Source organism: Streptomyces sp. NPDC006463, from assembly GCF_042870715.1.
Classification (GTDB): Bacteria; Actinomycetota; Actinomycetes; order Streptomycetales; family Streptomycetaceae; genus Streptomyces.
In genome coordinates this window covers 43,113-69,365 of sequence record NZ_JBIAHP010000030.1, presented here as the reverse complement: position 1 = coordinate 69,365, position 26,253 = coordinate 43,113, and the positions used below count along the sequence as shown (strand labels likewise).

Genomic DNA, 26,253 nt, shown 5'->3' with positions numbered 1-26,253 from the left:
GGGCTCGTGTGGAGCGAACTCGTAGCGTGCCAGCAGTGCCGCGATCCCGTCATCGGTCAACGGGGACGGCCCGAGCCTCCGAGACGGTACCGGTGCTCTGAGATCCACTCTGCCCCCTCGTAAAGGTGCCCATCGTAGGAGGAACACCCAACCGAGACAACGCGGCAGCGCGCCAACACCCAGCACATCGCCACAGCTCAACCCGCCGACGGTCCGGGATGAGATCGTCTCCCGTGGCCGACACGGACGAAGCAGAAGCCGACATCGCGCACACCGTCTTCGCTCGATCGACTGGCCGATGACGGCCTCGTCGAGCACGTCGGCTTGCTCGATCGCCTTGATCAGGAGGGACTGGGCCTGGCGGACGACGTCTCGTTGCTTCCGCTGCGCTAGCGACATTGGAAGCAGCCTGGGCGCGCTACGAGGACCGGCCCGCCAGCTGCCTCCTCGGCGGTGATCGTCTGTACCTTCGCTGACGGGGGTTCAGGAGGACCACGGTCGGCCCCACGACGCGGCCGCTGGGACTGGCCAGCACTCAGCCACACCAGGAGGCCGGGGACGCCACCGGGTGATCATCCCCGTCTCCACGATGACCCTCCGGCGCCCGCTTTGCCGACGACGGTCACCGGACTGAGAGTGTGAGGGCCGCGCTGTCGATACCGGGTGGCAGGATGAACGGATGGAGATCAACCACGCTCTACGCCATCCCGTGAACCAGTCACGCCTGGAACAGGCCCTCGGTGACAAGGCGGACCGTGTCCAGGAGCGTTTCGAGGACGTCTACCAGCGCGGGTATCCGATGCGCCTGATGCTCGAAGAGCTCGGCTGCGAACTGCTCGACCACGTCGCAGCGCGCAGCACGCAGGACCCGAACCTCGACAACGAGCGCACCCGGCTCGCCCTGGTCACGGCCGCTGAGTGCTTCTTCGGCGTCCTGGAGAGGGGCTGCTGCCCAAGAGGCGACTGGGAGATCCCCTTTCCGCTGACCCGCACCCGCTTCACCAGCGAGGAGCTGGACTACGACGAGATGCACGACGCGACCGAAACGGTCACCGCCCGCACATGGGTCGACGCCTTCAACATCTGCGTGGCCAGTGGCGTGGTGTGGGACTGGGAGCGGGTGTTCGGACTGCTCCTGCGAAACGACTACGCACCCGCACTGCACAACAACCTGCCCCACGCCGAACGAGACTCCGTTTCCGAGCCGGCCGACCTCGCGCACATGGACGCCCTACGCGGCTACCTGACCTCGGCCCGAGGCCACCTCCCCCGCGACTGGCCACAGGTGACGCTGAACAAGCCATCCACCGATGAGCGCCTCGACGCAGCCCTCGCCCTGGACGCCGCTCATGCGACGAGCCCCGATCAGCGCCTGCTGCGCGTCCTGCTCCGCGACGACCAAGCAGCCTTCGAACAGGCCCTGGACGAACGCCTGGCGCAGCACCGTGCCAGCGTTGGCCAAGACCCCGCGCCCAGAAGCCTGCTTCCCCTGGGCGCGATCACGCTGGCCGCACTTGCCGTGCAGGTTCATGGCTGGGACCTACAGATCCGGTCCGGCTACCTTCCAGCCTCGCTGCTGAAGGCCCCCACCCCAGTCGCCTCCTGATCCATACGGGCTGATCACGCCTCCCAGGGTCCTCGGGGAGGATCGGAACGGATCGCCCGCGGTGCTGCTATCCGGCAACAACTCCTGGAACTGCCCGCCCCGTCATCGCGGACGCCCTCGGCTACCGTGACAAGTTGGTAGGGAGGGAACGGGGGTTGCCGGAAAGGCCCGGAGTCGAAACACCTCTGCAGCCTTCCCACAGTCACCATCGAACCGAGCGGCACCGAGAACCGGCGACAGTTGAATGCGCGAGCCCGCCAGTATCAGGCCCCGCCCCCGCCCACCCGAGGTGAGCCGTGGGGCATGGGGTCCTCGCCCGGCGTTCCTCCCGAGCTGCCCTGACTGGGCATCAGGGCGCCTACGCGTACAGCGCCCCGACGCCGAGCCCGACCCCGATCACCGTGAAGAGCGCGCCGACTCCGACGAAGACCCACCACAGGCCGTTGCCTCCGGCCGGAAGTATCCACCGGGAGGGACGCGCGGGGTCGTAGCGGACCTCGACCCGGGTCCCGGCGGCAGGAGTCCTGTTGAGCGGGCGGGCCACGCCCGACGTGGTCTCCATGGCCCGGCCGTCCGCCGTGGTCCAGGCGACGACCGGTGCGTACGCCGTGGTCCCCGTGCTCCGGATGGTGATCGAGTCGCCCGAGCCCCCGCCCTGCATCCGCATCGCCTCGAGGCGGATCACCACTCCCTGGGCCCGCACCCCGTCGCGCAGCAGACGCCGGGTCTCCCGGACCTTGTGGTACGACGCCGCACCGAGCACGGCACCCGGCAGGGCAAAGGCGAGGGAAAGGATCCACAGAGCAGAAGAAGGCGACATGAGACCTGTTTCGGTTCGGAAGCGGGGACGCGGGGGCCGGTGCACGACCGACCCGCGCAGCGCGCAAGCCCCCGTACCCCCGGTTCGGCTACTACCCGTCAGGACGCCTGTGCACCGGTTTCAGTTTCGCAGGTCCCGTGCCGCTGGTAATCGCCGGGCATCGCCTCCTCCGGGCTTCGAAGCCGAGGAACCCGGCGAGTTCCCGCAGGAAGCCGGGAAGGCTCCCGGCGCCGCGACCGTCGTAGAACGACTACCAGAACTGTCGACGTCCGGTCCCTCCGGTGGCCGCGGGGGCGACGCCGGCCGGGGTGGAGAGGAACTCGCGGACCTCGGCGCGTAGCGCAGCGCGGCCGATCACCTGGCCGGTCTCGAGCAGCAGCTACGGGCGCGACGCCCTCGCCCGTGACACTGGCGGGGTGGTTGTCGACCCGGCGCCTCCGGGCGGGTCTCCCGTGGACGCGGGCGGCGGGTCGCGGGTCGGCGCGGGCAGGGAGGATGTCTGCCAGGAACCACCTGACCTGGCCGTACACCAGGGAGCGGCAGTCGGTCACCTTGGAGATGCCGATGTGTCGGCGCCGACGGGGATCGGCCGGATGTGCGGCAGGCCCGGGTTGGCCGACGTTGCGTCGACCACCCTTACCCCCTTTGGTGGGGTACGCCTCGAAGAACACCGGGTTGGCGATGCCGGACTCGCCGGCCCAGTCGCGGTAGCTGAGCTGGCGCAGGTGGCCGCTGCCGCGGCGAAGGTCCTTCACGGCGCGGGAGTGGCCGGAAACGTTGCCACAGGCGGGCAGCGGCGGGGCCCGGAGGCCCCGACTGCATGCCCGCCGGGATGGTGTGTCAGGCCATGGCAAGCCGGTCCACCAATAGCTCCACCCTGCGCTCGGTGTCCTCCGGCGGGAGCCGTCGCGCCCGGGTCAGGGTGGCCAGTCCGTGCAGGGACGCCCAGAACACCTCGGTGAACAGCCCCGGGTGGACGCCGTCCCCGGCGACCTCGCCGAGGCTTTCCAGCAGGGCGGCGAAGGCGTCCTTCAAGGGCTCGGGGGTGTCCTCGTGAGCGAACGCCAGGCCGCCGTCGAGCTGGAACATGGCGTCGTAGACCGCCGGGTTGCGTTCGGCGAAGTCGAGGTAGGCACGGGCCAGGGCGGCGACCCTGCCGCGGGGGCCGTCCGCGGCGGAGGCCGCGGCACGCACCGCCACGGCCATCTCGGCGGCACCCTCGAGGGCGACGGCGCCGACGATCTCGCGCTTGCCGCGGAAATGGCTGTAGAGGACGGGCTGGCTGTATTCGATGCGCTCGGCGAGCCGGCGGGTGGTGACCGCGTCCCAGCCCTGCTGCTCGGCGAGTTCGCGGGCCGTGGCCACGATGAGGCGCTCGCGCTCCGCCCGTTCGCGCTGTTTGCGTTCCTGTACCGACATGATTCGATCCTAGCACCGCTAGACATCCGAGCAGCAGCAGTACTAGCGTTGCCTCGTCAGCTAGCAACGCTAGATTTCTGGAGGAGCCGTCATGCTCAACGCACTTGAGGTGTTCACCGTCGTGGTCGTCGGCGTGATGGTGGGGGTGGAGTTCTCCGTCGCCTTCGTCGTCAACCGGATCCTCGACGCGCTTCCCGGCGACAGTGGCCAACTCGGCCGCGCCCACGGGGGCCGGATGCTCGGTGCCGTGATGCCGGTCTGGTACATCACCTCGCTCGCCCTCACCGCCGTCTGGGCCATCGCCGGATGGCACCACCACGGCACCGGCCTCGTCGTTGCCGCCGCCGCGCTGCTGATCCTCAGCGTGATCATGTCGATCCTGCTGCTCGTCCCGATCAACAACCGGGGCAAGACGTGGACCCCCGACAACCGGCCCGCCGACTGGAAGCAGCAGATGAACCGCTGGGACCGCTTCCACTACGTCCGCGTCGCCATCCTCATCGCCGCCCTCGCCCTGCTGGTCGCAGCCCTCGTCTGACCCCGCGGGCTCACCCGCCCGGCCGTCAGCCGCAACCACTCGGCCGTGCGCCCGAAGTGCGACACCGCCACCGCCATCTGCTTCCAGGCCCCGGACAGCAACTACCTCGAACTCCGCCGGCATCCCCAGGACGCGGCCCCAGCCGCACCCGCTGACCGATAGCGAGAGGAAGTACCGAAAATGGCCAAGCTGCAGAGTCTCGACCCGCGCAGGCCGATGTTCGCGCAGTTCGAGGAGAAGACCGGACCCATCGTCCTGGCCAACACCTTTTTCGTCCCGCAGAAGAGGACCGAAGCGTTCCTGGCCCTCTTTTGCTGGTGACGGGCCACCGCCGGGCCCTGGGCTGGGTGTTGCTGGTGGAGGCCCTCGCCGCGTACGGCGACATGGCCACCGTGCTGGCCCACCACGGCTCCGTGGCCACTGCGCTCGGCGTCCACTGCCTGACCGCGACACTGATGGTGGTCAACGGCCTGCTGATCATGCGCGAGACCCGCAAGGTCGCGGCCGCTCCGGCAACGCCCGCCCCGCAACCCGCCTAACGCCACCTTGGCGCGTGTCGGTATTCGCCCACTGCCTTGGCCCAGTCCCGCTCGAAGGCCGGCACCCAGGTGTCGGCGCGGCGGTCGTCCCGCAGCTGGGCAAGGAGTTGGGCAGCGTCGGCCGGGGGCGGCGGGGCGGGGGCTTTCCTCGGGCTGCGCGCTCACGGCCTCCTCCGTCGTCTCCCCTTGCCCTGAGCCCGGGCGGCGTGAGAGCACGATCACCGCGCCCCTGGACTACGCGCCCGACGACGCCTCAGCGGGAGCGCATGGAACCCTCAACCTGGCCACACGGGACGGATGAAGGCCGCTGCCGGTCTCGCACGGACTCCGGGCTCAGCGCCGCAGGCAGGACACGCCACTTCAATGGGCGTGCCCTTTCCCTGACCGCCTCCCCGGCACGAGCGCGGCATCCCGGTCAGGCCAGCCCCTGGCTCCTTGCCGGCGGGACGGCCGGTTGCTGATGGAAGTCCCTCGAATCCAGCGAGGATCCTCCGAATGGCCCGGGACCTGCTGCCCAACCCCGAGCACTGCAGCACCTCGATCGCCAAAATGCTTGGAGTGAGCCCGGGAACCATCTAGCCCGGCCGCACCCGGGGGCGTGACGTGATGAAGCCGGGATGCCCTAACGGCATCCCGGCTTCATCATCGACGGCGAGGAAAGCGGGGGGACTAGCAGTGGAGTGGTGAGAAGGAAGTCCGCCCATGGCCTCGCCGTGGTCAACGGTAGCAGTCAGGCCGGGATCAGCGCGCGGAGATTTTCCGGCGTGATGATCAGCGAGTCCGGGTGCAGCCCTTCCGGGCGTTCCAGGCCGATGTACGTGACCGGGCCGTCCGGGACCCGAACCTGGCTGCCGTCCCACCACGTGGTGGCCGTGGCGCGATCGGCCATCAGGCCGACGAGGTGCCGCACCGTCAGCTGGTCGCGTTCGACGATGCCGCGCACCAGCGTGGCGACCGACACCCGGTTCCCCTCAACCCGGTTGGCGTTCGGGTCGCCCTTCAGGTACAAGTGCAGCCACTTTGCGCGCCAGACGCCGTCGGCCCCGCGCAGGAACACCAGCGGCAGGGCGACCCTGCCCGTCCCCCGCATCTCCGACTTCATACGCACCGTACGTGGCTCGAAGGGGCGGCCCTGCTGCTCGGCGTCGCGCACCATGAAGCCGAAGAACGACTCCGCGACCTCCTCGAAGCCCTCCCCGGAGAAGATGTTGACCTGCGGGACGATGTAGTCGCCGCATACGGCGTCCAGGCGCAGGTTGATGAACTCCGAGGCGCCATCGGGCGCGGGAGCGTTGGTGATGTCGCCCGAGTGTTCGCCCTCGACGTCCTGGAGGGCCGTGTACGACAGCCAGGTTACGGTTTCGTACGCCCCGTCCAGTACGAGCGCCGACAAGTCGAAGTCGGTGCTGCGCTGCGCCTGCCGCCAGTGGACGAAGAACCGCAGCAGCTCCCCGTCGACGGGCAAGAGGGACCCGCGGGGCAGTACGCCGAGCCCCGCGGCCGTCGCCTTGCCGCTGAGCGGAAGCGCGATGTCGAGGGCCGCGGGGTCGACCAACAGGTGCCCCGGCTGCGGGAGCCGACGCCGGGTCTCCGCGTCCAGGGCTGCGACCAGCCGCTTGATGTCGGGTAGCGGCACGGGCGGACGGGTGTCGGCCCCGACCCAGGCGCGGCCCCCTCGGTTGACGAAGAAGCGGCGCTGCACCGCCTCCTGCGTCCGGTTGTGGAAGTGCTCGCGTACCGACAGCAGGACCCGGCCCGAGACGTGGGGGGCGGCATCCTCGGCAGCGGCCGCGACCGCGTCGCGCTCCTCCTGACTGGGGCAGGCGCGCAGCAGCCGGTCCAGGGAGCGCAGCAGCTTGCCCGGGGCGGCGGCCGCCAGCAGCCGCGCCGCGCCCGTGACGTCGTCCGAGCCGAGCAGTTCCTCGACTCGGCTGTCGAGGGTCCTGGCCTCCTTCTCGCCGCGGGCGACGGCGAACACGTCGGCGGCGTGTGGCCAGCGCGGGTACTCGTGCGGGTGGAGGCGCTCGCCGAGGCGCTTGAACGCCTCGCGGTGGGAGAGCACGTCGGCGAGCTTGGCGGGGGACGCGGCGACCGTGTCGAGGCCGGCGAGCAGGGCACGGCGGACCGGCCGGGACAGCGAGCGGAAACGGGTCGGCTCGGCGAGGGTCACGTCGCCATCCGACAGGGCGCAGGCCAGGCGCAGGACGTCGGTGACGGTGTCCAGCAGCAGGTCCGCGCCGCGGTCGAGGCGGGCACGGTTGACGACGGCGCGGTTCTCCCGGACCGGGATCTCCTCGGGCTGGGGACCGTCGGCGCAGTGCCCGGCGAGCACGGCGAGGTCGCGCAGGCCGTCCTCGCCCAGCGGTGTGGCACTACCCGCCAGGACCAGGTACAAGGCGGTGACCTCGTCGTCCGGGGTGCCGCCCGCGTGAAGGACCGTCATGCGGTCGCCGGCGGCGGCGATCAGCTCGTCGTGCGCGGCGAGCATTTCCTCGTATACGTGCCGGTAGGTGCCGTACGTCGGGAGGGTGAGGAGGTCAACGACACCGGACCTGAGCTGGTCGATAGTGCCCGCCCGCGAGGCGTCGTCGGCGAGCGCCTCGCGTATGCACTGCATCCAGAACTCAAGCGTGTCCGGCACGTTGGCCGGGAAGTCGACGAAGTAGACATTGTGCTGGACGTGGTCGCCGACCATCGCGCGCACGGTGTCCAGCGTGCGCGACGCGGTGTCGAGGACGACCTCTTCGGCCAGGCCCGAGAGGTGCTCCAACAGCTCCCCGGAGAGCTTGAAGCCCACGGACAGCAGCGCGGCGTCGAACTGCCGTGCCGCGGTGCCGCCTTGCCCAGAGGGCCCGGAAGGGGCAGGGAGGCGGTGGTTGTGCCTGATGACCAGGGGTTCAAGAGGATGGGCCATCAGGACATGATCCCAGAACACCCGAACGACCTGCGCCCAATTTTTCGAACACCGAGGTGGACCGTCTCAGCCGCCGAAATCCGCAGCACGACCGCAACGGATCTCCCTGCTGGCCTGCCAACCCGGCTTCGATAGCGTCACCCTGGTCCTCCAGTACGTCGAGGTCGCGTCCGTAGCGGACCGTGGGCGTCACGGACGACCAGCCCGGTCGCGACAGTGCGGATGCGGCTCATGCAGACAACCCCTCTTGCAGGCTCAGTTTCATTGACCGCCGACAACGGCATTGCTCGCGTCGCCGACGCGGTCGAAGCGCTGGCTTGCCGCTGAGGCAGGCCTGCGCGATGCGGTCGGGCGTGCCGGCGCCGGGTGGCGGTCTCCGCCATTCCGGGGCGCTCCGCCGGACAGACCGGGGAGCCGAGGCATACCTGCTGTGGGAGCGGACGAGTAGACGGGTAGACCGAATATTCGCGGACAGACCGGCTCAGGCCCAGGGAGAACTCGATGACCATGTCGACGATGGCGCGGCTCGCCGTGACAGTGGGGGTCACGACCGTGTTCGCGACGACCTCGACCCTCAGTGCCGTCGCGCGGACGCCGGAGCCCAAGGCTCCCCGGGAATTCGTCTCGCTGAGCTCCGTCGACCCCACGATCGTCCAGGAAATGCGCTACGTGTCGGCGCACAACTTCATCGGCGAGCGGATCGACGGCTACCGGCAGCCGGTCTGCATCATGACGCGTCCGGCGGCCGAAGCCCTGCACCGGGCCCAGGCGCGTCTCCTGTCTCAGGGGTACTCGCTCAAGGTGTACGACTGCTACCGGCCGCAGCGGGCTGTCGACCACTTCGTACGGTGGGCCAAGGACCTGGCCGACGAGAGGAAGAAGGCGGAGTTCTATCCGCGGGTCGACAAGTCGCGCCTGTTCGAGGACGGCTACATCGCCGAGAAGTCCGGGCACAGCCGTGGCAGCACCATGGACCTCACGATCGTCCCGCTTCCGGCGGTCCCGGCGCCCCCGCCGAGGCCGGAGCAGGAGTCCGTTCCCTGTTACGCGCCGCAAGCGGAGCGGTACCCGGACAACTCCGTGGACATGGGAACGGGCTTCGACTGCTTCGACACGCTGTCGCACACCGACGACCCGCGCGTCCAAGGGGCACAGCGCGCGCACCGCCAACTGCTGAAGACGGCGATGGCTGCGGAGGGGTTCGTCAACCTGCCTGAGGAGTGGTGGCACTTCACGCACAAGCCCGAGCTCTTCCCGGACACCTACTTCGACTTCCCCGTCGCGCGCCGGTCGGTGGCCGGGCACCGTCCCTGACGGACGGGTGCCAGCGTACGAGTCAAAGCATGAAGCCCTCACCCGGACTCCCCAACGGTCCCGTCGTCCACGAGGTCGGCCGGGCCGAACCAGCGGGTGGGGGTCTCGGTGAGACCGGTGCCTCCGGCCCAGCAGACGTATCCGTCCGGGCGGACGAGTATGGCCTCGGCGTCGGTCGAGCCGGATTCCGCCCGGGCGCGCACGTGGGTCACCCGGTCGCTCCAGGGGGCCGCGGCGGCGAGGGGGACGTCTGTGAGGTTGAGCAGGACGCCGCGTCCGATGCGCGTCAGATCGCTGAACCGGACCCACTCACCGTCGCCGAGGTCGAGGTCGAGGTCGGGCATCCGCAGGCCCAGCAGCGGCTGGGCAGCGGCGTCGGGAGACGGGAACTTGTGCCCGATCGCGCCCAAGACACGGTCCCCGGCTGGCGCGGCAATGAGGGACGGCACCCGCTCCCGCACGCCAGCCCATATCGAGTCATCCATCGGGTGCGCCTATGCGCGGCGACGGGGGGCCGAGCGGGGTGGGTCCGAAGATCGGCAGGCCAGCCCTCAAGAACACGCTCACGGACCAGCCCGACCAGTGCCGCCGACGGCATCCTTGCGTGGCTGGTCTCAGTGAAGTGGTGTTTCCCTGGTGCATGCCTGACTGCTGATCGGGCGACCTTCACCCCCTATCCGGCGGGCGGCGGACCGGGCTGCAACCCTGGCCGTAGTGATCGCCATGATGCGCTCGGCCGCCGCTGTGGCCCTGGCCGTGCTCCCCGCGTCCATGCCCACCACGGCCCACGCGAGCGCGGCGGTACACGGGCTCTGCCCATAGGCGTCGCCGTCCCCTCCCCCACCATTGCCGACGAAGCCCGTACCGGCTCTCACGCGATGCCCCCAACTACCCCCGCTTGTACCCCGCCACCTCGCGCAACCCCATCACTGCGGTTGCCAGTGACGGCGTAAGGTCCCGGGGAGACGTAGTGGACTGGCGCCGCGCCCGCAGAGGCATGGGCATGGGCATGGGCAACCGCAGGATCTCCAAAAAGCCGGCACCGGAAGAAGGGAAAGGGCGTATGACAGACGGCGGGCCGACCTCGTTTCACCGGATCAAGATCCGTGTCGCAGCGCTGGTCTTTGACGGGCAGGACGTAGCGCTGATCCGCAGGACAAACGAGCGGGGCATGACCCACTACTCACTGCCGGGCGGCAACGTGGAACCCGCCGAGCCCCTACCCAGTGCGCTGCAACGTGAGCTTGAGGAGGAACTGGGCCTCAAGCCGGAAGACCTCACAGGCCCGCCGAGCTTCACCTGGCTCCTGGACGCCATGGTGACCAGGCCAGGCTCTTCGCCTCCGCGCAAGCTGCACATGGTCTACCGCGTCCATCTCGGCCCGGATGTCCGTCCGAAGCTGAAAGCATTCGAGGACGACGACGCCGTTGGCCGTGGCGAAATCGTTTGGCTGCCTTACGACCAGACGCAGGCCCTTGATGTCTTCCCGCCGGTACCCATCGCCGCGCTCGCCGACTCCACCGAACACGTCGATGCCGCGTCGGCGATGCTCCCACCACTGAACGACACCAACTACCAATGGATCTGACCAAAATCCCGTCCGTCCGGTGCACCGACCTGCTGCCCGCGCACCGACGCCACCCGCCGCCATCTGGTGTTCCGGCAGCGTTTCACTGTCTGGCTGCTTGACGCTGTCAGCAGCGACGGGTCTGGTACGGCACAGGGGAGGGTGCCGGATCGGGCGGTGTCGGGCAACGGCTCAAGGCGACGAGGAAGGTCAGCACGATTCCGCCTGCCACGACGAAGAGCGTGGTTCTGATCCCGTCGGCTACGGCGACCCGAAGCTGTTCGCCGGAGAGGCCGACGAGGCCGGCATTTGCCACCAGGACGAGAATGGCGAGGCCGACAGCTGCGCCCGCGCCTGAACCGGTGGAGGCAATGCCGGACGCGATACCTTGCTCTCGGTCGGGGACCCCGGTGGCGGCGGCGATGAACACAGTGGTGAAGACCACCCCGTCGCCGATGCTGAGCGCCACGAGGCCGGGGATCAGTTCGATGTATGTGCCGTTCGGCGAGATCGCGAGGCCGAGTGCGACCGCACCAAGCGCACCGACGGCGAGAGCTGCGGCCAACGTGCGCCTGAGACCGAACCACGTCACCAGCTGGCCTGCGGTTGTCGAACCGGCCACCACCACGGCGGTGGGGATGAGGAAGCCGACGCCGGTCTGCAAAGCGTCGTAGTCCAGGATCTCCTGGAAGTAGAGGGACAGGAAGTAGAGCACGGAGCCGAAGGTCGCCATGAACATGAACGCGATGACGACGCCGGTGATCAGGTTGGGGTTGGAGAGCAGCCCGGGCGGCATGAGCGGGTCGTCGCTGTGCCGCTCGATGACGACAAAGGCTCCGAGCAGCAGCAGACCCGCGGCTGCGCTCACCAGGATGCCCGGCGAAAGCCAGCCCATTGCGGGGCCTTCCACGAGGGCGAACACGATGAGTGTCACACCGAGGGTGACGCTCAACGCACCGGGCAGGTCGAACTTGCGGCCCCTTTCGCGTTCACCGTCCCGGGGGATCACCACGAAGGCGAGCAGCAGCGCGGGGCCGGCCAGGACGACGTTGACGAGGAAGACCGCTTCCCAGCCGAACGCCTGTGTCAGAAGCCCGCCCAACAGCACACCGATGACCAGTCCTGCCGCGCCTGACCCTCCCCAGATTCCCAGGGCACGGTTGCGGGCACGGCCTTCGGCGAAGGTGGTGTTGATGAGTGCCAGAGTGGTGGGGAAGACGAGGGCTCCGCCGAGACCTTGGAACGCGCGGGCGGCGAGAAGTACTCCGGAGCTGGTCGCGAGTCCTCCCGCGAGCGCCGCCCCGGCGTAGAGTGCGAGGCCGGTGGCCAGAATGCGGCGCCGTCCGAGCAGGTCGGCGGCACGCCCGCCGAACAGCAGGAAACCGGCCGAAGCCACTGCATAGGCGCTGATGACGGTCTGCAGCGTCTGCGCGGAATAGCCGAGGTCGCGTGCGATGTCGGGGAGCGCCACGACCACGATGTACTGGTCGAGCGAAACGATCAGCATGGCGAAGGAAAGGAGCGTCAGCGTCGCGGTCTCGCGGTTCCAACCGAGACTGCCGGGCGCAGACGATGTCTCTACAGGCCCCACGGCAGTACCCCTTGATCATCGGTCAAGTCTGCGCTCACGACCAGCCGGGAAAGAGCCTGTGAAAGTCTCCTTGGCTCAGGGCGGGCCCCGCCGAACAGGACGGTTCCCAAGACCGTACACAGCACGCCCTCACCCAACCCGTCAACGACCCACGTTCGTCGGACGACGATCACGAAGGGCCAGTTCACGGACGCCGTCGGAGAGGGCTCATGCGCCGGCCGTACGACGGGGCACAGACATCGGGCTCTGATGCGAATCGCCGACCACTCGGGCGTAGGCTTCGCTCTGCACGGATGCGGCGGGGGCGGAGCAGATGACGGCAGAGACAGCACAGAGGTGGGGGACGACCCTCGATTCGATCGTGGTGTACGCGCAAGGCGCGGTCTGCCGGCGCCTGGCCCGGGGCAGCGTGCCGCCTGACGGCCGGGTGCGGGTGACGGGACTGCCACGCTCGCTGGACCCGGGGTCACTGCGGGCCCGGGTCCTGGGCGCCCGCGCGCTGCGCGTCACCGAGGCTCGGGTGGAAGCCGAGGCCGAGCCGCTCGGCCCGGGCACGCCCGACGAGCTGCGGCGCGAAGTCGAGCGGCTGAGCGACGAGTACACGGCGGCGCAGGGGCGCCGGGACCGACAGCTGAGGCTGATCGAAGAGGTCAGGACTCTCCGCCCGGTCCCACCTGCCCGCAGGCGCGAGGACCCGCACCGCCGCACCCCCGTGGACGCGTGGCTGGAGCTCGCCGACTTCGTCGACGAGCGGCTGACGGGACTGCACACCCGCCTCGTCGAGCTGGAGGAGGCACTGCTCAACGTCGAACACGAGCTCGCCATCGCTGCCGACAGGCTCGCCCGCGCCTCCACAGATGCACCGTCAGCGCACGTGGAGACCACGGTCTGCGCGGTCCTTACCCTCGACCGCACCGGCACCGATGACACGGAGGTGGAGCTGGAGCTGGAGTACGCCGTGCCGGGCGCCGTCTGGGTGCCGGCCTATCGCCTTACTTACCGTCAGGGCGCCGGCAGCGGCCGTCTGGTGCTGCGCGCCTCGATCGCCCAGAGGACCGGCGAGGACTGGACCGGCGTTCGTGTCGCCCTGGCCACCGCCGACCTCCGGCGCCGCACCGCACTGCCGAACCTCCAATCGATCCGGATCGGACGTCGTCAGCCCACCCCTAGGCCCTCGGGCTGGCGCGAGCCTCCGGCGGGGCTCGCCGACCTGTTCGCCGACTACGAGGCGGCCGGCCCCCGTCCTGTCACGACCGCCGCACCTGCGGTTGCCGGGGCCGGCTCCGCTCCGGTGGCTGCCGCCGCCCGCTCCGCATCCGGTCCCGTTCCGCCACCGCCGCCTCCCCCGCCGTCGGCACCGCAGGGCTACGGCGGTCCACCCGCCGTGGTCCCGGTGCCCGGCGGCCCAGAAGGACTCTCCCCGGAGGCCTACGACGGCGCGATGTCCCACCCCGCGCCGCCGGCCCTTGCGGGGCCGGCCGCCAGGCCGCGTACCGGAGGCAGGTCCTTTGCGGGAGCCCCCGCTCCCCTGGCCCCGGCGGCCCCTGGCCGGGCTGCCCCGCCGCCCCCACCGCCCCATCCGGCACCGGGAGCCGGTCCGCCGCAGCCGAGCGGCGCCGAGCTCGACTACGCCGCCCTCGTCCTGTGCGGCCCCAACGAGCAGGGCGGTCGCAGAGGCCGTCTGTTCCCCGGCTCTCCCTTGGACCTCGTGGCAGCCGAGTACCACCGCCGCGCCGAAGCGGTGGCCTCGCTGCCGCTGCCCGGACACGCCGTGCGGCCACGCGAGTCGGCGGGCTCCTTCGACCACCGGTTCGATGCCACCGCCCGCGCCGACATTCCGTCGGACGGCACCTGGCACACCATCACCGTCGCCGAGGTCCCGGTCGGCCTGCGCACCGAGTACCTCTGCGTGCCGTCCGTGGAGCAGACCGTGTACGCGACGTTGGTGCTCTCCAACGCCACCCACCAGGCACTACTGGCCGGCCCGGTGGAGGTCATCGTCGACGACGACTTCCTGCTGACCGCAGCACTGCCCACGCTCGCCCCCGGCGGCGTCCGCCGGGTGGGGCTCGGACCGGCCGAGGGTATCCAGGTCACCCGGCGTACGAACCTGCACGAGTCGACGTCGGGCCTGCGCAACAACACCACCGTGCTCGACCACCGCGTCCACGTGGAGCTGGCCAACCGCCTCGCGCGGCCCGTCACCGTCGAGGTCCGCGAGCGGGTGCCGGTGACCTCCGAAACGGACGTCCGGATCGAGGAACGGGCCGACTGGACGGCACCCGAGGTCGGCTCGGGGCCCGATCGCCATGCCCCGGGCACCCGCATCTGGCGGCTGGACCTGCCCGCAGGCGCCACTGCCGCCCTCGACGGCGGCTACGAGATCCGCATCCCGACCGGCAAGGCCCTGGCCGGCGGCAACCGCAGGAGCTGACACTCTCCATGTCCACGGCCCCGAAGCCGATCGCCCTCCCCGTCACCGCCGTCACGTGCCTTGAGGACCGCGCCCACGTCGAGCGTGCGCTCGTGCTGGACCTTGAGGCGGGGGTCCAGCGGCTGCGTCTCGGGCCGGTCAGTGCGCTGGCCGTCGACCGGACCCTCCATGCCGAGCTGACCGCCGATCACCCGGCGACCGTGCTCGACGTGCGGATCGTCCGCAGCTGGACGCCGCCCGGGCCACTGCCGTCAGCTGACGACGACTCCGTCCTGCTCCACCGCGTACACGCCCTCGAAGAGGAGCGGCTGGACCTGGGGCAGCAACGCGACCGGCTGCACGCCCGCCTCGACCTCCTCGGCCGCCTCGCCGCCGATCTGCTGCGGGACATCGGCGAAGGCGCCGGCTCCGGGGAGACCGAACGGCCCCGCTGGACCCGCGAACTGGACCGAGTGGACGAGGAGCGCGACACGTACGGCGAGCAACTCCGCACCGTGGAGGGCCGACTGGCCGCACTCGCCACCGAACTCGGACAATGTCAGCAGGCCATGCACCTCTCCGAGGAAGCGCCCGCTGAGCTTGTCGGTCATATCGAGCTGACGTTGGAAACCGCGTTCGCCGGGCCGGTCGAGGTGCGCCTGAGCCACCTCGTCCCGTGTGCGCTGTGGCGGCCCGCCTACCGGGCTGTGCTGGACGGGGATGCTCTGACCCTGGATACCGACGCGATCGTCTGGCAACGCACCGGGGAGGACTGGTCTGACGTACGGCTGACGTTGTCGACCGCCCGCTCGGCGCTGGCCACCGATCCGCCACGGCTGGGCGAAGACCGGCTGACGCTCAAGGACCGCCCCGCAGCGGAGCGCCGCACGATCGACGTCGAGCTGCGCGAGGAGGAGATCGGGACGCTCGGCCCGGCCCCCGTGCTCGGCCTGCCGGGGGTGGACGACGGAGGCGAGACGCGTGTGCTGAGCTCCCCCGCGCCGGTATCCGTTCCCACAGACGGCCGCGCCCACCGAGTGCCGCTCTCCGTCTTCACCACGGCCGCCACCAGCGAGTACGCCTGCGCACCCGAAGTATCACCACTGGTCACCCGGGTGGTGCGGTTCGAAAACCGGTCCGGCCACGCGCTGCTCGCAGGTCCCGTGGACCTGGTCCGCGGCAGCGGATTCAGCGGGCGCGGCACACTGGGCTTCACCGCCCCCGGCGCCCTCGTCGAGCTCGCCTTCGGCTGCTGCGATGACCTCGGGGTGATCCGGCATGCCGAGGAGTCCCGCGATTCGGCAGGACTCATGCAGCGGACCGTGGTCACCCGCACGGTCCGGCTGCACCTGTCCCGGTTCTCCGTCCCCGGGGACCAGGAAGATCGGGTGGTCGTCGTCCGCGAGCGGTTCCCGGTCTCCGAGGTCTCGGCCGTGGAGGTACGCCTGCGGAAGGACGCCTGTTCCCCGGCGCCCGACGCGGTCGACGCCGAAGGCATCGCCCGCTGGGACGTCACGCTCCCACCCGGCAGCCACCGCACGGTCACCCTGGTCTACGAGGTATCGGCGAGCGCCAAGGTCGCCGGGCTCTGATCCGAGCCGAAGAGAACACGAGTCCGCCGACGCCATGGTGTCCCGTCCTGGGACACGTGGCCGGGGCTCGTGGCGTTCATCAGCGTATCGATCAATGTGCCGGCGTTCTGGTGGAGCTGTTCATGTCGTGGGCCTCACAGTCCCCCGACGGGCACATGGTGCGGCTGGTCGAGCCGATGTCCGGTCTGTACATGGCCGGGCGGGAACCGATGTCACCCGTCGGGCGACCGGCGGTCAGACCTATGAGGTGAGCGGGCAGCTCGTCAGAAGGTCTTCGGGCCTGGTGGAGGCAGGGCGGGGCAGCGTGTGGCCGGCCGGCGGCTGCACGCCGCGGCCGGTCCAGTCCTCCAGGGCCGTGAAGGCGGCCCGATGGCACGGGAGGAGGGGCCGGAGCTTGTCGGGGAAGGCGTCGAACAGCGAGTCGACGTGGGTTCCTCCCTCGACCCGGTAGTAGCGGAAGAGGTGGCCGCGGCCGACGTCGCCCACCATGCGGGCGTAGACGTCGGAGTCCTGGCTGATGGGCAGCAGCACGTCGAGAGTTCCGTGCACCGTAATCAGAGGTTTGCCGATCCGGCCGGTGAGAGCGATCTTCGAGATCGCGTCGCGGACGCCGTCGGGCCGGGAACGGTAGTCGTAGTCGGCGTCGCAGCCGGGGCTGCCAGGTGCGCAGAAGGGGTGGCCGGCCTCCAGAGTGCCGTCGTAGTCGGGGTCGAGTTCCTCGCGGTAGACGCGCTGGGTCAGATCCCAGTAGTACTGGTGGTGGAAGGGCCACAGGAATTCCGAGCCGGCCGGGAAGCCGGCGGCGGTCATCTGCTGGTGGGCGCGCTCGGCCCCCTCTCCGCCTCCTGCGTAGGCGGGGTAGGCGGCGAGGGCGGGCGGCAGGAAGGTGAGCAGGTTCGGTCCTTGCTCGCGCCAGAGGGTTCCTTCCCAGTCGACACCGCCGTCGTAGAGTTCCGGATGGTTCTCCAGCTGCCAGCGGACCAGGTATCCGCCGTTGGACATGCCGGTGGCCAGCGTGCGTGCGGGGGGCCGCAAGTAGCGTTGTGTGATGACGGCTCGGGCGGCGCGGGTGAGCTGGGTGAGCCGGGTGTTCCATTCGGCGAGCGCGTCACCGGGAGCACGGCCGTCACGGTAGAAGGCGGCCCCGGTGTTGCCCTTGTCGGTCGCGGCGAACGCGTACCCACGGGCCAGGACCCAGTCTCCGATGGCCCGGTCGCTGGCGTACTGCTCGCGGACACCCGGGGAACCGGCGACGACCAGGCCGCCGTTCCACCGGTCGGGCAGGCGGATCACGAATTGGGCGTCATGCTGCCAGCCGTGGTTGGTGTTGGTCGTCGAGCTGTCCGGAAAGTATCCGTCGATCTGGATTCCGGGGACCCCGCTCGGCACGGAAAGCCCGGCCGGGGTCAAGCCCGCCCAGTCGGCAGGGTCGGTGTGTCCGGAGGCAACGGTCCCTGCCGTGGTGAGCTCGGCCAAGCACGCCTTGTCCTGACGTTCGGCACCCGGCACCCTGAGCCACGAGAGCGTCGCACAATGGGCCGCCGACGCATCTCCAGGGGCATGGCTCCGGTCCTGGGCGGCCGCCGGGAGAGCGGCGAGGGTCACGAGCGTCGCAGCCGCGGCGACTGCCCGCCGCACCATGGCGACGTGTGGCACCCTCCGTGGACGTTGCGGCGGTGATGCTGCTGTCCTGTGCATGGGGAGCACGGATACCTCCGGTGGAGTGGCGTCTGGGGGCAAGGCGGGACGCTATGGCTCTCCGCGCCGCCCTGGGCAGAGGTAGGACCCCCACAGCCCCGACCTGGACTGTGGGGCGGTGCACCACACCACAGCAGCGGGGGGTTGCTCTCGCCCTGCGGACGGACTCAGCCACTCCTCGACGACGTTCCAGCACCTGGCGCTGGAGCCGAGCAGGTATGGGCACCCCGCCACACGCTGACGCCGGCCGACACCCGCGTCTCGGCGGCACCCGGTTGCACCACTTGCTGTCCGCTACGAAGCGAGCGTGCGGGTCGAAGCCATCAGCGAATGGCGCTGCGACCCTTTCACACAGACCCTGGCCCCCTCCCCTCGGCGCGGACAGACACCGCAGTCGCCGCCACGCTGACCGGGCCGTAGCGGGTTACACGCCGTCAATGACGAACGCCACGACACAGGTGTGAGACCGGGCCGCCGTCTTCTTCTTCTTCTGCTGCTGCCCTTGCAGGCATCCTCCGTCGCCGGTCTGGGGCTGCTGATCACCGGACCGCTGGCAGACCGGTGCCGCTCACCGCCACGCTGCTGCTGATCCTGCTCGTGGCGGCGGCCGCCGGGCTGGTCGCGTCCGGGCCCCTAACCCGCCGGGCCGTACAGGCCGCCGGTGGCGGCAGCGCGCAGAGCGTCGCGCTCCTGCGCGGCCACTCCAGCTCGTGGCCGTCACCCTGCTGGTCCTGGTCCTCTTCCGGCCCGGCCCGGCCCAGAGCCGCGGGGCACCTCGGGGCCTGCCCGGCGGCGTACTGGCGGCCCTGCTCTGGCTCGCCGCCACGGGGCTCTTCACGCTCTACACCGAACTGGATACGTACTGGCGGCTCTACGGCTCGCTGGCCGGGATCGTGGTCTTCGTCGTCTGGCTCTGGTTCGCCAACCTCGCCCTGCTCACCGGCGCCCAGTTCAACGCGGAGCGCGCCCGCGACCGGGACGCTCCAGGACGTGCGCGGGCGTCGCGCCCGGAGGGGCAACTCCGCTGATCAGCGCGGATCTACGTTCGGGAAGTGACCGGCTGCGAGACGCGGCGGGACGGAGACGGCCCGCGGGCACAAGCCGCTGTGCCGCGCCGCCGAGGCCCATGGCCGTCTCACCGATCTCGTCCTGCGCGGTGGAGATGTGGCGGCGTGGCACCGGAGATCGCTGCCATCCTCGAAGGAGGGCTGGCGGTGCACTACGCCGCACCGAACTGGCCTGCGCATCCGCCGAACCGCTCGCCCGACCCGCCCAGGGCGTGGCTGCCTCGCGAGCCGGTGGCCGGGCCGTCCGGTGCGGTGGCGCTGACGTCGGAGGGTTCGGCGGCCGCCGCACACCGTGACGCCGCATCACAGCGGGCCTCTCGAAGCCCTGACCGACGGAACCAAGCTGGTCGATCACCACGAGCCTCCCACTCACCCGCGGCGAAAGCCGCACCCTCGCAGGCTCGGGATCAGGCGGCGCGCAGGCGTGGGCCGCAGGTGCGCCGCCCGTCGAAATCCAGCCGTGCGCGTCCGCAGGGAAGCGCATCGACGGTGCGCGCGCTAACCTCCGCGCATGCTTGACATGGACATGCTTCGACGACGAGCTGGTCGGCACTCCTTGATGTGTCTCCTCCTGCTGGCCCTCCTGTGTACGGCGACCACGGCGACCGCCTCGACCAGGACCGCTGCCCCGGCCCCGGCCCCGGCGGGCACGCGCGCGGCCGAGGCAGCGACCGCCCGCTGGGGCGACCGCCGCCTCGACGAGGTCGCCTTCCTGGCCACCCACAACGCCTTCACCAACTACGAGGACTCCCGCTGGACTTCGGTGAACCAGTCCGAGTCCGTCCACGCCCAGCTCGACAACGGCGTCCGCGGCCTGAGTCTGGACACGCACTGGTACGAGCGAAGCACCTGGCTGTGCGTCATCAGCTTCGGCAGCGACTGCTACCCGAGCGACGTCTACCTGTGCCACGGCGACTGCAAGACCTTCGCCGGAGCCACGTACGCCCTGCCACGGCAGTCCTTCCACGGCACGATGCAGACAGTGGTCGACTTCCTCGCCGCACACCCGCAGGAGGTCGTGACCGTCTTCCTCGAGGACTACGTCAGCGCCGAGCAGCTACAGAACTCCCTTGGCAGGGTACGGGGGTTGCAGGACATGGTGTTCCGGCCCGACGAGTGGGGCGTGCGGCAGCACGGCTGGCCGAAGGTGGCTGACCTCGTCACCGCCGGCAAACGGCTGCTGATCTTCTCCGACCGGTCCGACCGCGAGTACTTGGGCGTCATGTACGACAGGTCCTGGACCGTGAGCAACTACTGGAGCCTCGGGGACCTGGGCAACGACCTCACCTGCGTCAGCCGCTGGCCCGATGTGCCCTTGGACCGCCAGGAGCCCGGATTCCGGCGCCTGTTCACGATGAGCCACCACCGCAACGTCCCCACGGTCCTCACGGCGGCCTTGGACAACGGCGCCAAACTGAGGAACCGCATCGCCGAGCAGTGCCGCCCCGCGGCCGGGGGCCGCGACCCGAACTTCGTCTCCGTCGACTTCCACCGCCTGTCGGACGGCAGCGGCCACACCCCCGCCTCGATCGTCGCGGAGCTCGACGCGAGCCACTGAGGTACGCCCCGGACCGGACGAGCCGGGGCGTCGGCCCGCCGGTGGCCGGCTCGTCCGGTCTGGGACGTCGCAACGAAACGGGTCGTACACCGGCCGGCTCACCCTGCGCGGCACGCGCCGACAGGTGGGCGGCGGCACCGCGACGGGTGCCGGTTCCGGCGGCCGGGCGGGCCCGGGCCGCGGCGGGGAAGGGTCCTGGCCGGGGCCGAGCAGGAACTCCTCGTACCGCCCGAGGGCGAGCACGGCGCACAGCAGGGTGGGCAGGAGCAGCAGCGCAGCGATGAGCATGAGAGTCCCCTTCGGCGGCGTCTTACCCGCGCATGCCCGCGACCGGCCGGGGCACGCGACCGAAACCGCTCAGCCGGCGGCGTTCGCCCCGGACGGCAGGAACCCAGCCTGGCTGCGGTGCAAGGTGCAATTGACGCCGGCGGCGGATGGCCTGCCGCCGAGACCCCTCAGGTGAGCTACAACGCGTTCGACGCCTGGGCACCCTCACCGGACACACCAGGCAACCTGGTTGCCGGCTGCCTGGTCGGCGCCAGCCTGACCATCGAGGCTGACCTGCATCACGAAGTTGAGTTCATCAGGTACTTGCTCACGAGCCGGCGACCGAGCGGCGATGACCCTGCGAAGAGCGCGCTTCCCCCGTTGTCACTGGCTGATGCCCAGCACTGCGGCACGTTTCTCACGTCACGGATCTCCCTCAACCGGAAGCGGGGAGGTGGCGGCGCCACCAGCAGCGCACCGGCCGTCGCCGCGTGCCGTGCCGCTGCGACACGCCACAGGACGATCTCCTCCTGGAGCTCTTCCATCTCCGTGACCGACTTCGTAGCGAACTCGACCTGTTCTTCCTGGTGTTCCGCCTCGAACGCATGGCCCGGTGCGTCCCGGTCCCCCTCGCCGGACGCGCGGGCGCGATCCGCTGAGCGGTCGGCAGCCGCGATCACGTCGCCGCACACGGCCAGCGCCTCCCCGGCTTCCGCGTCCGTCAGCAGTAGTAGTTCCTGTTCGACTCCGACACCTGCGCATACGGCCATCCCTCGCCTCGACTCCAGTCCTCTGCCCGGAGCGGCACCGGGAAGCACCGATGCCGCTCCTCCCGTCTGTTCGCTCGCGCGCATCCCAAACGGCGCATCACCCAGCGCCTGCCGACATCGGTCCAGCGGGTGCTCACGCTCCCTCGCTCTCCGTGCGGTGAACGTCGGCTACGGACGAGGGGGTGTGAGCGTTTCCCTCGTGGAGCTCGCGGGGGCGAGGTCTTCCCAGAGTGCGGCGAGGACGAACCCGTGGCCCGCCGGGTCGGCGTAGCGGCGCAGGGGGTCCGGCTGCCCGGCAGGGTGCCGTCATCCTCCGCGGCCACCGGGCGGGCTCCGAGGGCCACGGCCTCGCGCTCGGCCTCGTCGAGGCCCTGCGCCGCTACGAGGATGCGCAGATGGGCCTGTTGGGAGCCCTCGGGGAGAGGCCAGCTCGGCGGGGCGTGGCCCGGGTCGCGGTGGATGCCGACCACGGCCGGTGGGACCGGTGACGAGGAGGAGGTCCCCGTCACCCGGGGCCGGCTCAGCCGTGCCATCGAGCAGTTCGGCGTAGAACAGTGCCAGCAGCTCGGGCTCGGCACCGTCCAGGAGGAGAGCGGTGGTCTTGGGTACGCACCCCGTCTGCCCAGGTGCGGGGCCGGACCGTGCAGGCCGGGCCGCCGCGCTCGGCGTCAGGAGCGGATGCGTAGTCCGATCTCCTTCTCCTGGTCTCCCGATACGGTTCCCGTGTCCTCGACCGTGAAGTGCCCGGCGAGGGCGGCATGCATCCGCTCCACCGCACGGGGTCCTCCCTGGAGGGTGACGCTGACGGTGCCCTTCAGCCGAACGGGGGTCGTCCGCCGCTCCGCCGGTTCCGCCGGCCTCGCCGCATCGAGAGTCGCGGTCCATACTGTCGCGACCTGGACGCCCTCCCCGGTGCGACCCGACGTACCCACCGCTCCTGCCGCGCCCGCCACTGCCTCCGGCTCCGCCTCCGCGGGGAAGAACTCCTCAAGCAGGTCGAGAACGGTGCGTGCGTCCTCGAGGGAGCAGTCACCGACCGCCACCACCACCATTTCGGCCGCCCGGTCGTCCTTGTCCTGGCTGTCCATCGGGTACCGCCTCCCTCACACAGGTCGGGGATCGCCCCCGCGGAACAGGCGTCTCCACGCTCACACACTGTGTCGCACCGCGCATCATTTGCTCACGGAGCGTTCCGAACAAACGGGCCTGCGCCCGTCTCCGGCGCGCATTCCACACACCTGCCCCGTGGAGCAGCCCCGACACCGAAGGCCACGCAGGTCGCGAGGGCCGCACCGGAAACAGGATGCGGCCCCGCGACGCCGAGGCGCCGGGGAACGCATCCTGAATCACCCGCGAGTCCCGCGGGGACTCCCGGGGGCGGTCAGGTCCTGTCGCGCTTGTCGCGCAGGGAGTCCTGAATGCCGCGGGCACGCTCTTCGGTCTCGCTGATTGCTTCCTTCGCCTTGCCCTTGGCCTGGTCCATCTTGCCCTCGGTCTTCATCCGGTCGTTGCCGGTGACCTTGCCGACGGCCTCCTTGGCCTTGCCCTTGGCCTGGTCCATCTTTCCCTTGTCAGCCATGGTGAACTCCTTTGTGTGGGATCCCTGACGGGCTTAAATTAGACGAAATCGGACTATTGCGCGCGGTGGGGCGAGGGGTGCCGCGCAGAACGTGCATGGCGCCGGCACCGTCGGCCCCGGCGCCGAGACCTTTTCCGCTGTTCTTGCTTGACCCCTCGGTTCCGAGCCATACGCGTGAATGTCGGCGGGTCGCCGTTCGAGCGGGGCGGCGACCCGCCGAGATCGGCGGCCGCGCGCCGTGTTCCGTCTCCCGGGCACCATGTGGGGCCGCCGACCGGCCACGGCCACCTGAAGTCCGGTCTCCGAATCCCCCGTTCACGCGACGGCCAAGTCAGCTCCCGTCGGCCCGGCCGCCGCTGCGGTCCTGTAGAGCGGGGGCCCGCTGGGGCCGGCCGAGGAGGCGTACGGAGATGCACCCGCGCAGTGCGGCCCAGGTCGCATTGGCCCCCGGGCTCAGTCGACCTTCGCCGGAATGGGGTCCCGCGGAGGCGAGGTAGAGGCCTCGCACGGGGTTTGGGGTCGGCCGGTACCCGGCGCGGGGAAGACAAGCTGCTGGGCGGATGGCCGTCGTCCCGCCGTTGGTGGCCCGCGTCGTGGAGGTTGGCGTCAAGCGCTCGATCTGAGCCTCCAGGCGATCGGCCATGGTTTCGGACTGCGCGGCGAGTGCTACGGGCGGATGACGATCGTGCTGACGGTGCCGTTGCCCCAGACGGTGGTGTTCATCATCATCCGGCCGTCCAGCGAGGCCACAGTGAACTCTGGAACAAAGCGGTCGGTGAAGACCCTTGCGAAGCCACTTCTCAAGAGAGACACCTCGCTCCTGACCAGGTCCCAGCCATCGGTGAGCTGGATCCGGAACCACAGCAGGTAGGGTGCGTCCTCCGGATCGCCCCCGATAGCCTCAAGGGTTGCGGCGAGGAGAAACTCGCGGTTGCTGTCCATGAGCCCGTATTCCGTGGCCATCCGGTACCAGCTTGAGTTGACCTTGTCGGCCATCCCTGAGGCAGCAACATCGGCAACCTCGTCCGGGTAGGAGTCGAAGCGTCCGTGCTCGGGCCCGGCAGTCACGGGTGAGTGGTGCGGCGGCAGTCAAACGAAATCCGGCGGGCATGAGCAGGTTGCCTATTTCGGCATCAGTGAGAGTCACAGCGGCACAGTAGGCGCAGGTCACGTCGCTGGGCTGGGAATTTTGGTGCGGTCGCAGAGATGGGGCCGGGGCTGCCGTAGCAAGGGCTGGGGCCGTTGCGGGGCCCGGCCGGGGTTTCGAACCAGTCCGTGCTGCCGCGCCGGGTACCGGGACGTGGCGGACGCCGTGCGGTCAGGTGTCCGTGATCGGGAAGAGAGCGTCGGTGCCAGTGTGCTCGTGCCCGGACCTCCGCACCGGAAACGGCGACCCGCGCGGGTGCGTTGCGGGCACGGAAACGGGCAGGCGCAGGACCGTACGGGAAGCGGCCTGCGGAGGAGGACGATGAACAAGGCCAAGCTCGCCTACCAGCCGATCGGCCTGGCGCTCGGCGCCGCCGGGGGGTTGATCGCCGGGCTGGTGTTCAAGCGGCTGTGGAAGACGGTGGACGGCGCGGGCGATGCGCCCGACGCCATGGACGAGGAACGCTCCTGGCCCGAGATCCTGATCGCCGCCTCACTGCAAGGGGCGCTCTTCGCAGCGGTCAAAGCGGCCGTGGAGCGGGCCGGGGCCACTGGTGTCCGCCGCCTGACCGGGACCTGGCCCGCGTGAGGAGCCCGGTCTGCGAGGCGACGCGCCGCCGGAAGGCGACGCGCCGTCGGGCCGGCGGGGCCCTGTGCGCCTCGGCCGTCGGGCCATGGCGCGGATGACGGTCGCGTGCACAGCCTTGGCGGCGGTGGATCAGGGTAGGCGCCCGGCGAGCGAAAGGAGATCGCCATGCCACGTGGTTCCTCCCCGAAGCGGGAACGCCAGTACGAGCACATCAAGGAGTCAGCCGAACAGCGCGGCGAGTCGACGAAGCGCGCCAAGGAAATCGCCGCCCGGACGGTGAACAAGGAACGTGCCCAGGCCGGGGAGTCCAAGACGGCAAGCAGGTCGTCCGTCCAGGACATGCCCGCGTCGAAGCGCGGTGGCCAACGCTCCCACAGCGGCTCCCAGGGGCCCACGAAGGACCAGCTGTACAACGAGGCCAAGCAGCGCAACATCAAGGGGCGCTCGCAGATGGACAAGGCGGAGCTGAAGCGCGCTCTGGGCCACTGACGACGTCGGCGGCCGGACGTACGACGCCACACTGCACGGACGAGGCGGTAAGCGATCTCTCCGGCCGCCTGGCCGCTTGCCCAGCGTGAGGCCGGCCGGAAGCGTTCATCCGGCCGGTATCGCGGAGAACGGGCTGTCGTCGAGGCGGGCGAGGAGGTCGGCCGGGTCCCGGTAGATGGCGGCGGCTCCCGCGTCCTCCAGGTCCCCGCGGGGGATCCCTCCGCACAGCAGGCCGACGGCGGTCACACCGGCCCGGACGGCGGCCTTCATGTCCCATACCGTGTCACCGACGAACACCGCGCGCCCGGACGGCGTCCGGGCCAGTTCGAGGGCGTGGAGCAGGGGGTCGGGCGCGGGCTTGCCCTGTTCCACGTCGTCGGAGGTGGCGGTGTCGGTGATGGCGTCCTCGGCGTCGATGGCCCGGCGCAGGGCGCCCAGTTCCCTGTCCTTCGCGGAGGTGACCAGCAGCACCTTCCAGCCGGCCCGCGAAAGCGCCCGCAGCAGGCCGGCTGCCGAGTCCAGGGCGAGGAGCCTGTCGAAGTAGGTGGCGTACAGGGTGTCGTGGGCGGCGCTCAGCCGGTCGTCGCCCGAGCGGTCGCGGTCACCTCCGAGGAGGTGGTCGAGGAGGTCCTCGCCGGGCAGGCCGATCGCCCGGTGGATGTCGTGCGTGGCCACCCGATGTCCCGACTGGCGCAGCGCCTCCCACCAGGAAGTGACGTGGAGGTGGTTGGTGTCCGTGAGGGTGCCGTCGACGTCGAAAAGTGCGGCGCGGTTCAT

At 70.4% G+C, this 26,253-nt stretch carries 22 protein-coding genes and 2 pseudogenes; 12 read left to right on the top strand and 12 right to left on the bottom strand.

Going from position 1 to position 26,253, the window contains the following annotated elements; translation table 11 throughout:
* Positions 1-679 precede the first annotated feature (679 nt).
* Entirely contained in the window at positions 680-1,606 is a 927-nt protein-coding gene (locus ACFYOB_RS36330; RefSeq protein WP_388567841.1) for an immunity 49 family protein, read from the top strand.
* Between the two features lie 358 nt (positions 1,607-1,964).
* On the opposite strand, the gene ACFYOB_RS36325 is transcribed toward ACFYOB_RS36330, so the two are convergent.
* Positions 1,965-2,426, bottom strand: a complete 462-nt coding sequence (locus ACFYOB_RS36325) for a DUF3592 domain-containing protein (protein ID WP_388567839.1) — start codon at positions 2,424-2,426, stop codon at positions 1,965-1,967.
* Positions 2,427-3,266: 840 nt separating this feature from the next.
* Positions 3,267-3,845 carry a TetR/AcrR family transcriptional regulator gene (locus tag ACFYOB_RS36320; protein WP_388567837.1) on the bottom strand — a complete coding sequence of 193 codons (579 nt, stop codon included), beginning with the start codon at positions 3,843-3,845 and terminating at the stop codon, positions 3,267-3,269.
* Between the two features lie 91 nt (positions 3,846-3,936).
* Between ACFYOB_RS36320 and ACFYOB_RS36315 the strand changes: the two genes are divergently transcribed.
* The 3 genes and pseudogenes from ACFYOB_RS36315 to ACFYOB_RS36305 all read left to right on the top strand — a co-directional run.
* Positions 3,937-4,383 carry an anthrone oxygenase family protein gene (locus tag ACFYOB_RS36315; protein ID WP_388567834.1) on the top strand — a complete coding sequence of 149 codons (447 nt, stop codon included), beginning with the start codon at positions 3,937-3,939 and terminating at the stop codon, positions 4,381-4,383.
* Positions 4,384-4,563: 180 nt separating this feature from the next.
* Positions 4,564-4,704 (top strand): hypothetical protein, encoded by a 141-nt coding sequence (locus tag ACFYOB_RS36310; protein ID WP_388567831.1) that lies wholly within the window; start codon positions 4,564-4,566, stop codon positions 4,702-4,704.
* Positions 4,692-4,922: pseudogene (locus tag ACFYOB_RS36305) on the top strand (DUF4267 domain-containing protein); the annotation flags it as partial. The gene ACFYOB_RS36310 and the pseudogene ACFYOB_RS36305, both read left to right, overlap by 13 nt.
* A 730-nt stretch (positions 4,923-5,652) precedes the next feature.
* On the opposite strand, the gene ACFYOB_RS36300 reads toward ACFYOB_RS36305, so the two are convergent.
* On the bottom strand, positions 5,653-7,836 hold the full coding sequence (locus ACFYOB_RS36300) for a hypothetical protein (protein ID WP_388567829.1): 2,184 nt from the start codon (positions 7,834-7,836) through the stop codon (positions 5,653-5,655).
* Between the two features lie 501 nt (positions 7,837-8,337).
* Here ACFYOB_RS36300 and ACFYOB_RS36295 point away from each other — a divergent pair.
* On the top strand, positions 8,338-9,150 hold the full coding sequence (locus ACFYOB_RS36295; RefSeq protein WP_388567826.1) for a M15 family metallopeptidase: 813 nt from the start codon (positions 8,338-8,340) through the stop codon (positions 9,148-9,150).
* A gap of 38 nt (positions 9,151-9,188) precedes the next feature.
* On the opposite strand, the gene ACFYOB_RS36290 is transcribed toward ACFYOB_RS36295, so the two are convergent.
* Positions 9,189-9,560, bottom strand: coding sequence for a hypothetical protein (locus tag ACFYOB_RS36290; RefSeq protein WP_388567823.1), 372 nt, complete (start codon positions 9,558-9,560; stop codon positions 9,189-9,191).
* Between the two features lie 593 nt (positions 9,561-10,153).
* On the opposite strand from ACFYOB_RS36290, the gene ACFYOB_RS36285 reads away from it, so the two are divergent.
* On the top strand, positions 10,154-10,738 hold the full coding sequence (locus ACFYOB_RS36285) for an NUDIX hydrolase (protein ID WP_388567821.1): 585 nt from the start codon (positions 10,154-10,156) through the stop codon (positions 10,736-10,738).
* Between the two features lie 106 nt (positions 10,739-10,844).
* Here ACFYOB_RS36285 and ACFYOB_RS36280 read toward each other — a convergent pair whose 3' ends face one another.
* Positions 10,845-12,308, bottom strand: coding sequence for an MFS transporter (locus ACFYOB_RS36280; protein WP_388567818.1), 1,464 nt, complete (start codon positions 12,306-12,308; stop codon positions 10,845-10,847).
* A 313-nt stretch (positions 12,309-12,621) separates the two neighbouring features.
* Between ACFYOB_RS36280 and ACFYOB_RS36275 the strand changes: the two genes are divergently transcribed.
* Positions 12,622-14,742 carry a DUF4139 domain-containing protein gene (locus ACFYOB_RS36275; protein WP_388567815.1) on the top strand — a complete coding sequence of 707 codons (2,121 nt, stop codon included), beginning with the start codon at positions 12,622-12,624 and terminating at the stop codon, positions 14,740-14,742.
* A gap of 8 nt (positions 14,743-14,750) precedes the next feature.
* The gene (locus ACFYOB_RS36270; RefSeq protein WP_388567813.1) at positions 14,751-16,313 is read left to right on the top strand and encodes a DUF4139 domain-containing protein; all 1,563 of its coding nucleotides are present in this window, start codon (positions 14,751-14,753) and stop codon (positions 16,311-16,313) included.
* A 240-nt stretch (positions 16,314-16,553) separates the two neighbouring features.
* Here the strand turns inward: ACFYOB_RS36270 and ACFYOB_RS36265 are convergent, their stop codons facing one another.
* Positions 16,554-18,011, bottom strand: coding sequence for a tannase/feruloyl esterase family alpha/beta hydrolase (locus ACFYOB_RS36265; RefSeq protein WP_388567811.1), 1,458 nt, complete (start codon positions 18,009-18,011; stop codon positions 16,554-16,556).
* A 710-nt stretch (positions 18,012-18,721) separates the two neighbouring features.
* Here ACFYOB_RS36265 and ACFYOB_RS36260 point away from each other — a divergent pair.
* Together ACFYOB_RS36260 and ACFYOB_RS36255 are read left to right on the top strand one after the other, a co-directional pair.
* Positions 18,722-19,039 (top strand): YhjD/YihY/BrkB family envelope integrity protein, encoded by a 318-nt coding sequence (locus tag ACFYOB_RS36260; protein WP_388567809.1) that lies wholly within the window; start codon positions 18,722-18,724, stop codon positions 19,037-19,039.
* A 550-nt stretch (positions 19,040-19,589) separates the two neighbouring features.
* Entirely contained in the window at positions 19,590-20,636 is a 1,047-nt protein-coding gene (locus ACFYOB_RS36255) for a PI-PLC domain-containing protein (protein ID WP_388567807.1), read from the top strand.
* Between the two features lie 566 nt (positions 20,637-21,202).
* Here ACFYOB_RS36255 and ACFYOB_RS36250 read toward each other — a convergent pair.
* The 5 genes and pseudogenes from ACFYOB_RS36250 to ACFYOB_RS36230 all read right to left on the bottom strand — a co-directional run bounded on the left by ACFYOB_RS36250 (position 21,203) and on the right by ACFYOB_RS36230 (position 24,320).
* The gene (locus tag ACFYOB_RS36250) at positions 21,203-21,673 is read right to left on the bottom strand and encodes a hypothetical protein (RefSeq protein ID WP_388567804.1); all 471 of its coding nucleotides are present in this window, start codon (positions 21,671-21,673) and stop codon (positions 21,203-21,205) included.
* Positions 21,674-21,841: 168 nt separating this feature from the next.
* Positions 21,842-22,258 (bottom strand): annotated as a pseudogene (locus ACFYOB_RS36245) (VOC family protein).
* A gap of 83 nt (positions 22,259-22,341) precedes the next feature.
* Positions 22,342-22,761: a hypothetical protein gene (locus ACFYOB_RS36240; RefSeq protein ID WP_388567875.1), complete on the bottom strand. Its 420-nt coding sequence runs from the start codon at positions 22,759-22,761 to the stop codon at positions 22,342-22,344.
* Positions 22,762-23,054: 293 nt separating this feature from the next.
* The gene (locus ACFYOB_RS36235) at positions 23,055-23,252 is read right to left on the bottom strand and encodes a CsbD family protein (RefSeq protein WP_388567801.1); all 198 of its coding nucleotides are present in this window, start codon (positions 23,250-23,252) and stop codon (positions 23,055-23,057) included.
* Positions 23,253-23,918: 666 nt separating this feature from the next.
* The gene (locus ACFYOB_RS36230) at positions 23,919-24,320 is read right to left on the bottom strand and encodes a hypothetical protein (protein WP_388567797.1); all 402 of its coding nucleotides are present in this window, start codon (positions 24,318-24,320) and stop codon (positions 23,919-23,921) included.
* A gap of 400 nt (positions 24,321-24,720) precedes the next feature.
* Between ACFYOB_RS36230 and ACFYOB_RS36225 the strand changes: the two genes are divergently transcribed.
* Positions 24,721-24,987, top strand: a complete 267-nt coding sequence (locus ACFYOB_RS36225) for a DUF4235 domain-containing protein (protein ID WP_388567795.1) — start codon at positions 24,721-24,723, stop codon at positions 24,985-24,987.
* Positions 24,988-25,152: 165 nt separating this feature from the next.
* Entirely contained in the window at positions 25,153-25,476 is a 324-nt protein-coding gene (locus ACFYOB_RS36220) for a plasmid stabilization protein (protein WP_388567793.1), read from the top strand.
* A 105-nt stretch (positions 25,477-25,581) separates the two neighbouring features.
* Here the strand turns inward: ACFYOB_RS36220 and ACFYOB_RS36215 are convergent, their stop codons facing one another.
* Positions 25,582-26,253 carry an HAD family hydrolase gene (locus ACFYOB_RS36215; RefSeq protein ID WP_388567791.1) on the bottom strand — a complete coding sequence of 224 codons (672 nt, stop codon included), beginning with the start codon at positions 26,251-26,253 and terminating at the stop codon, positions 25,582-25,584.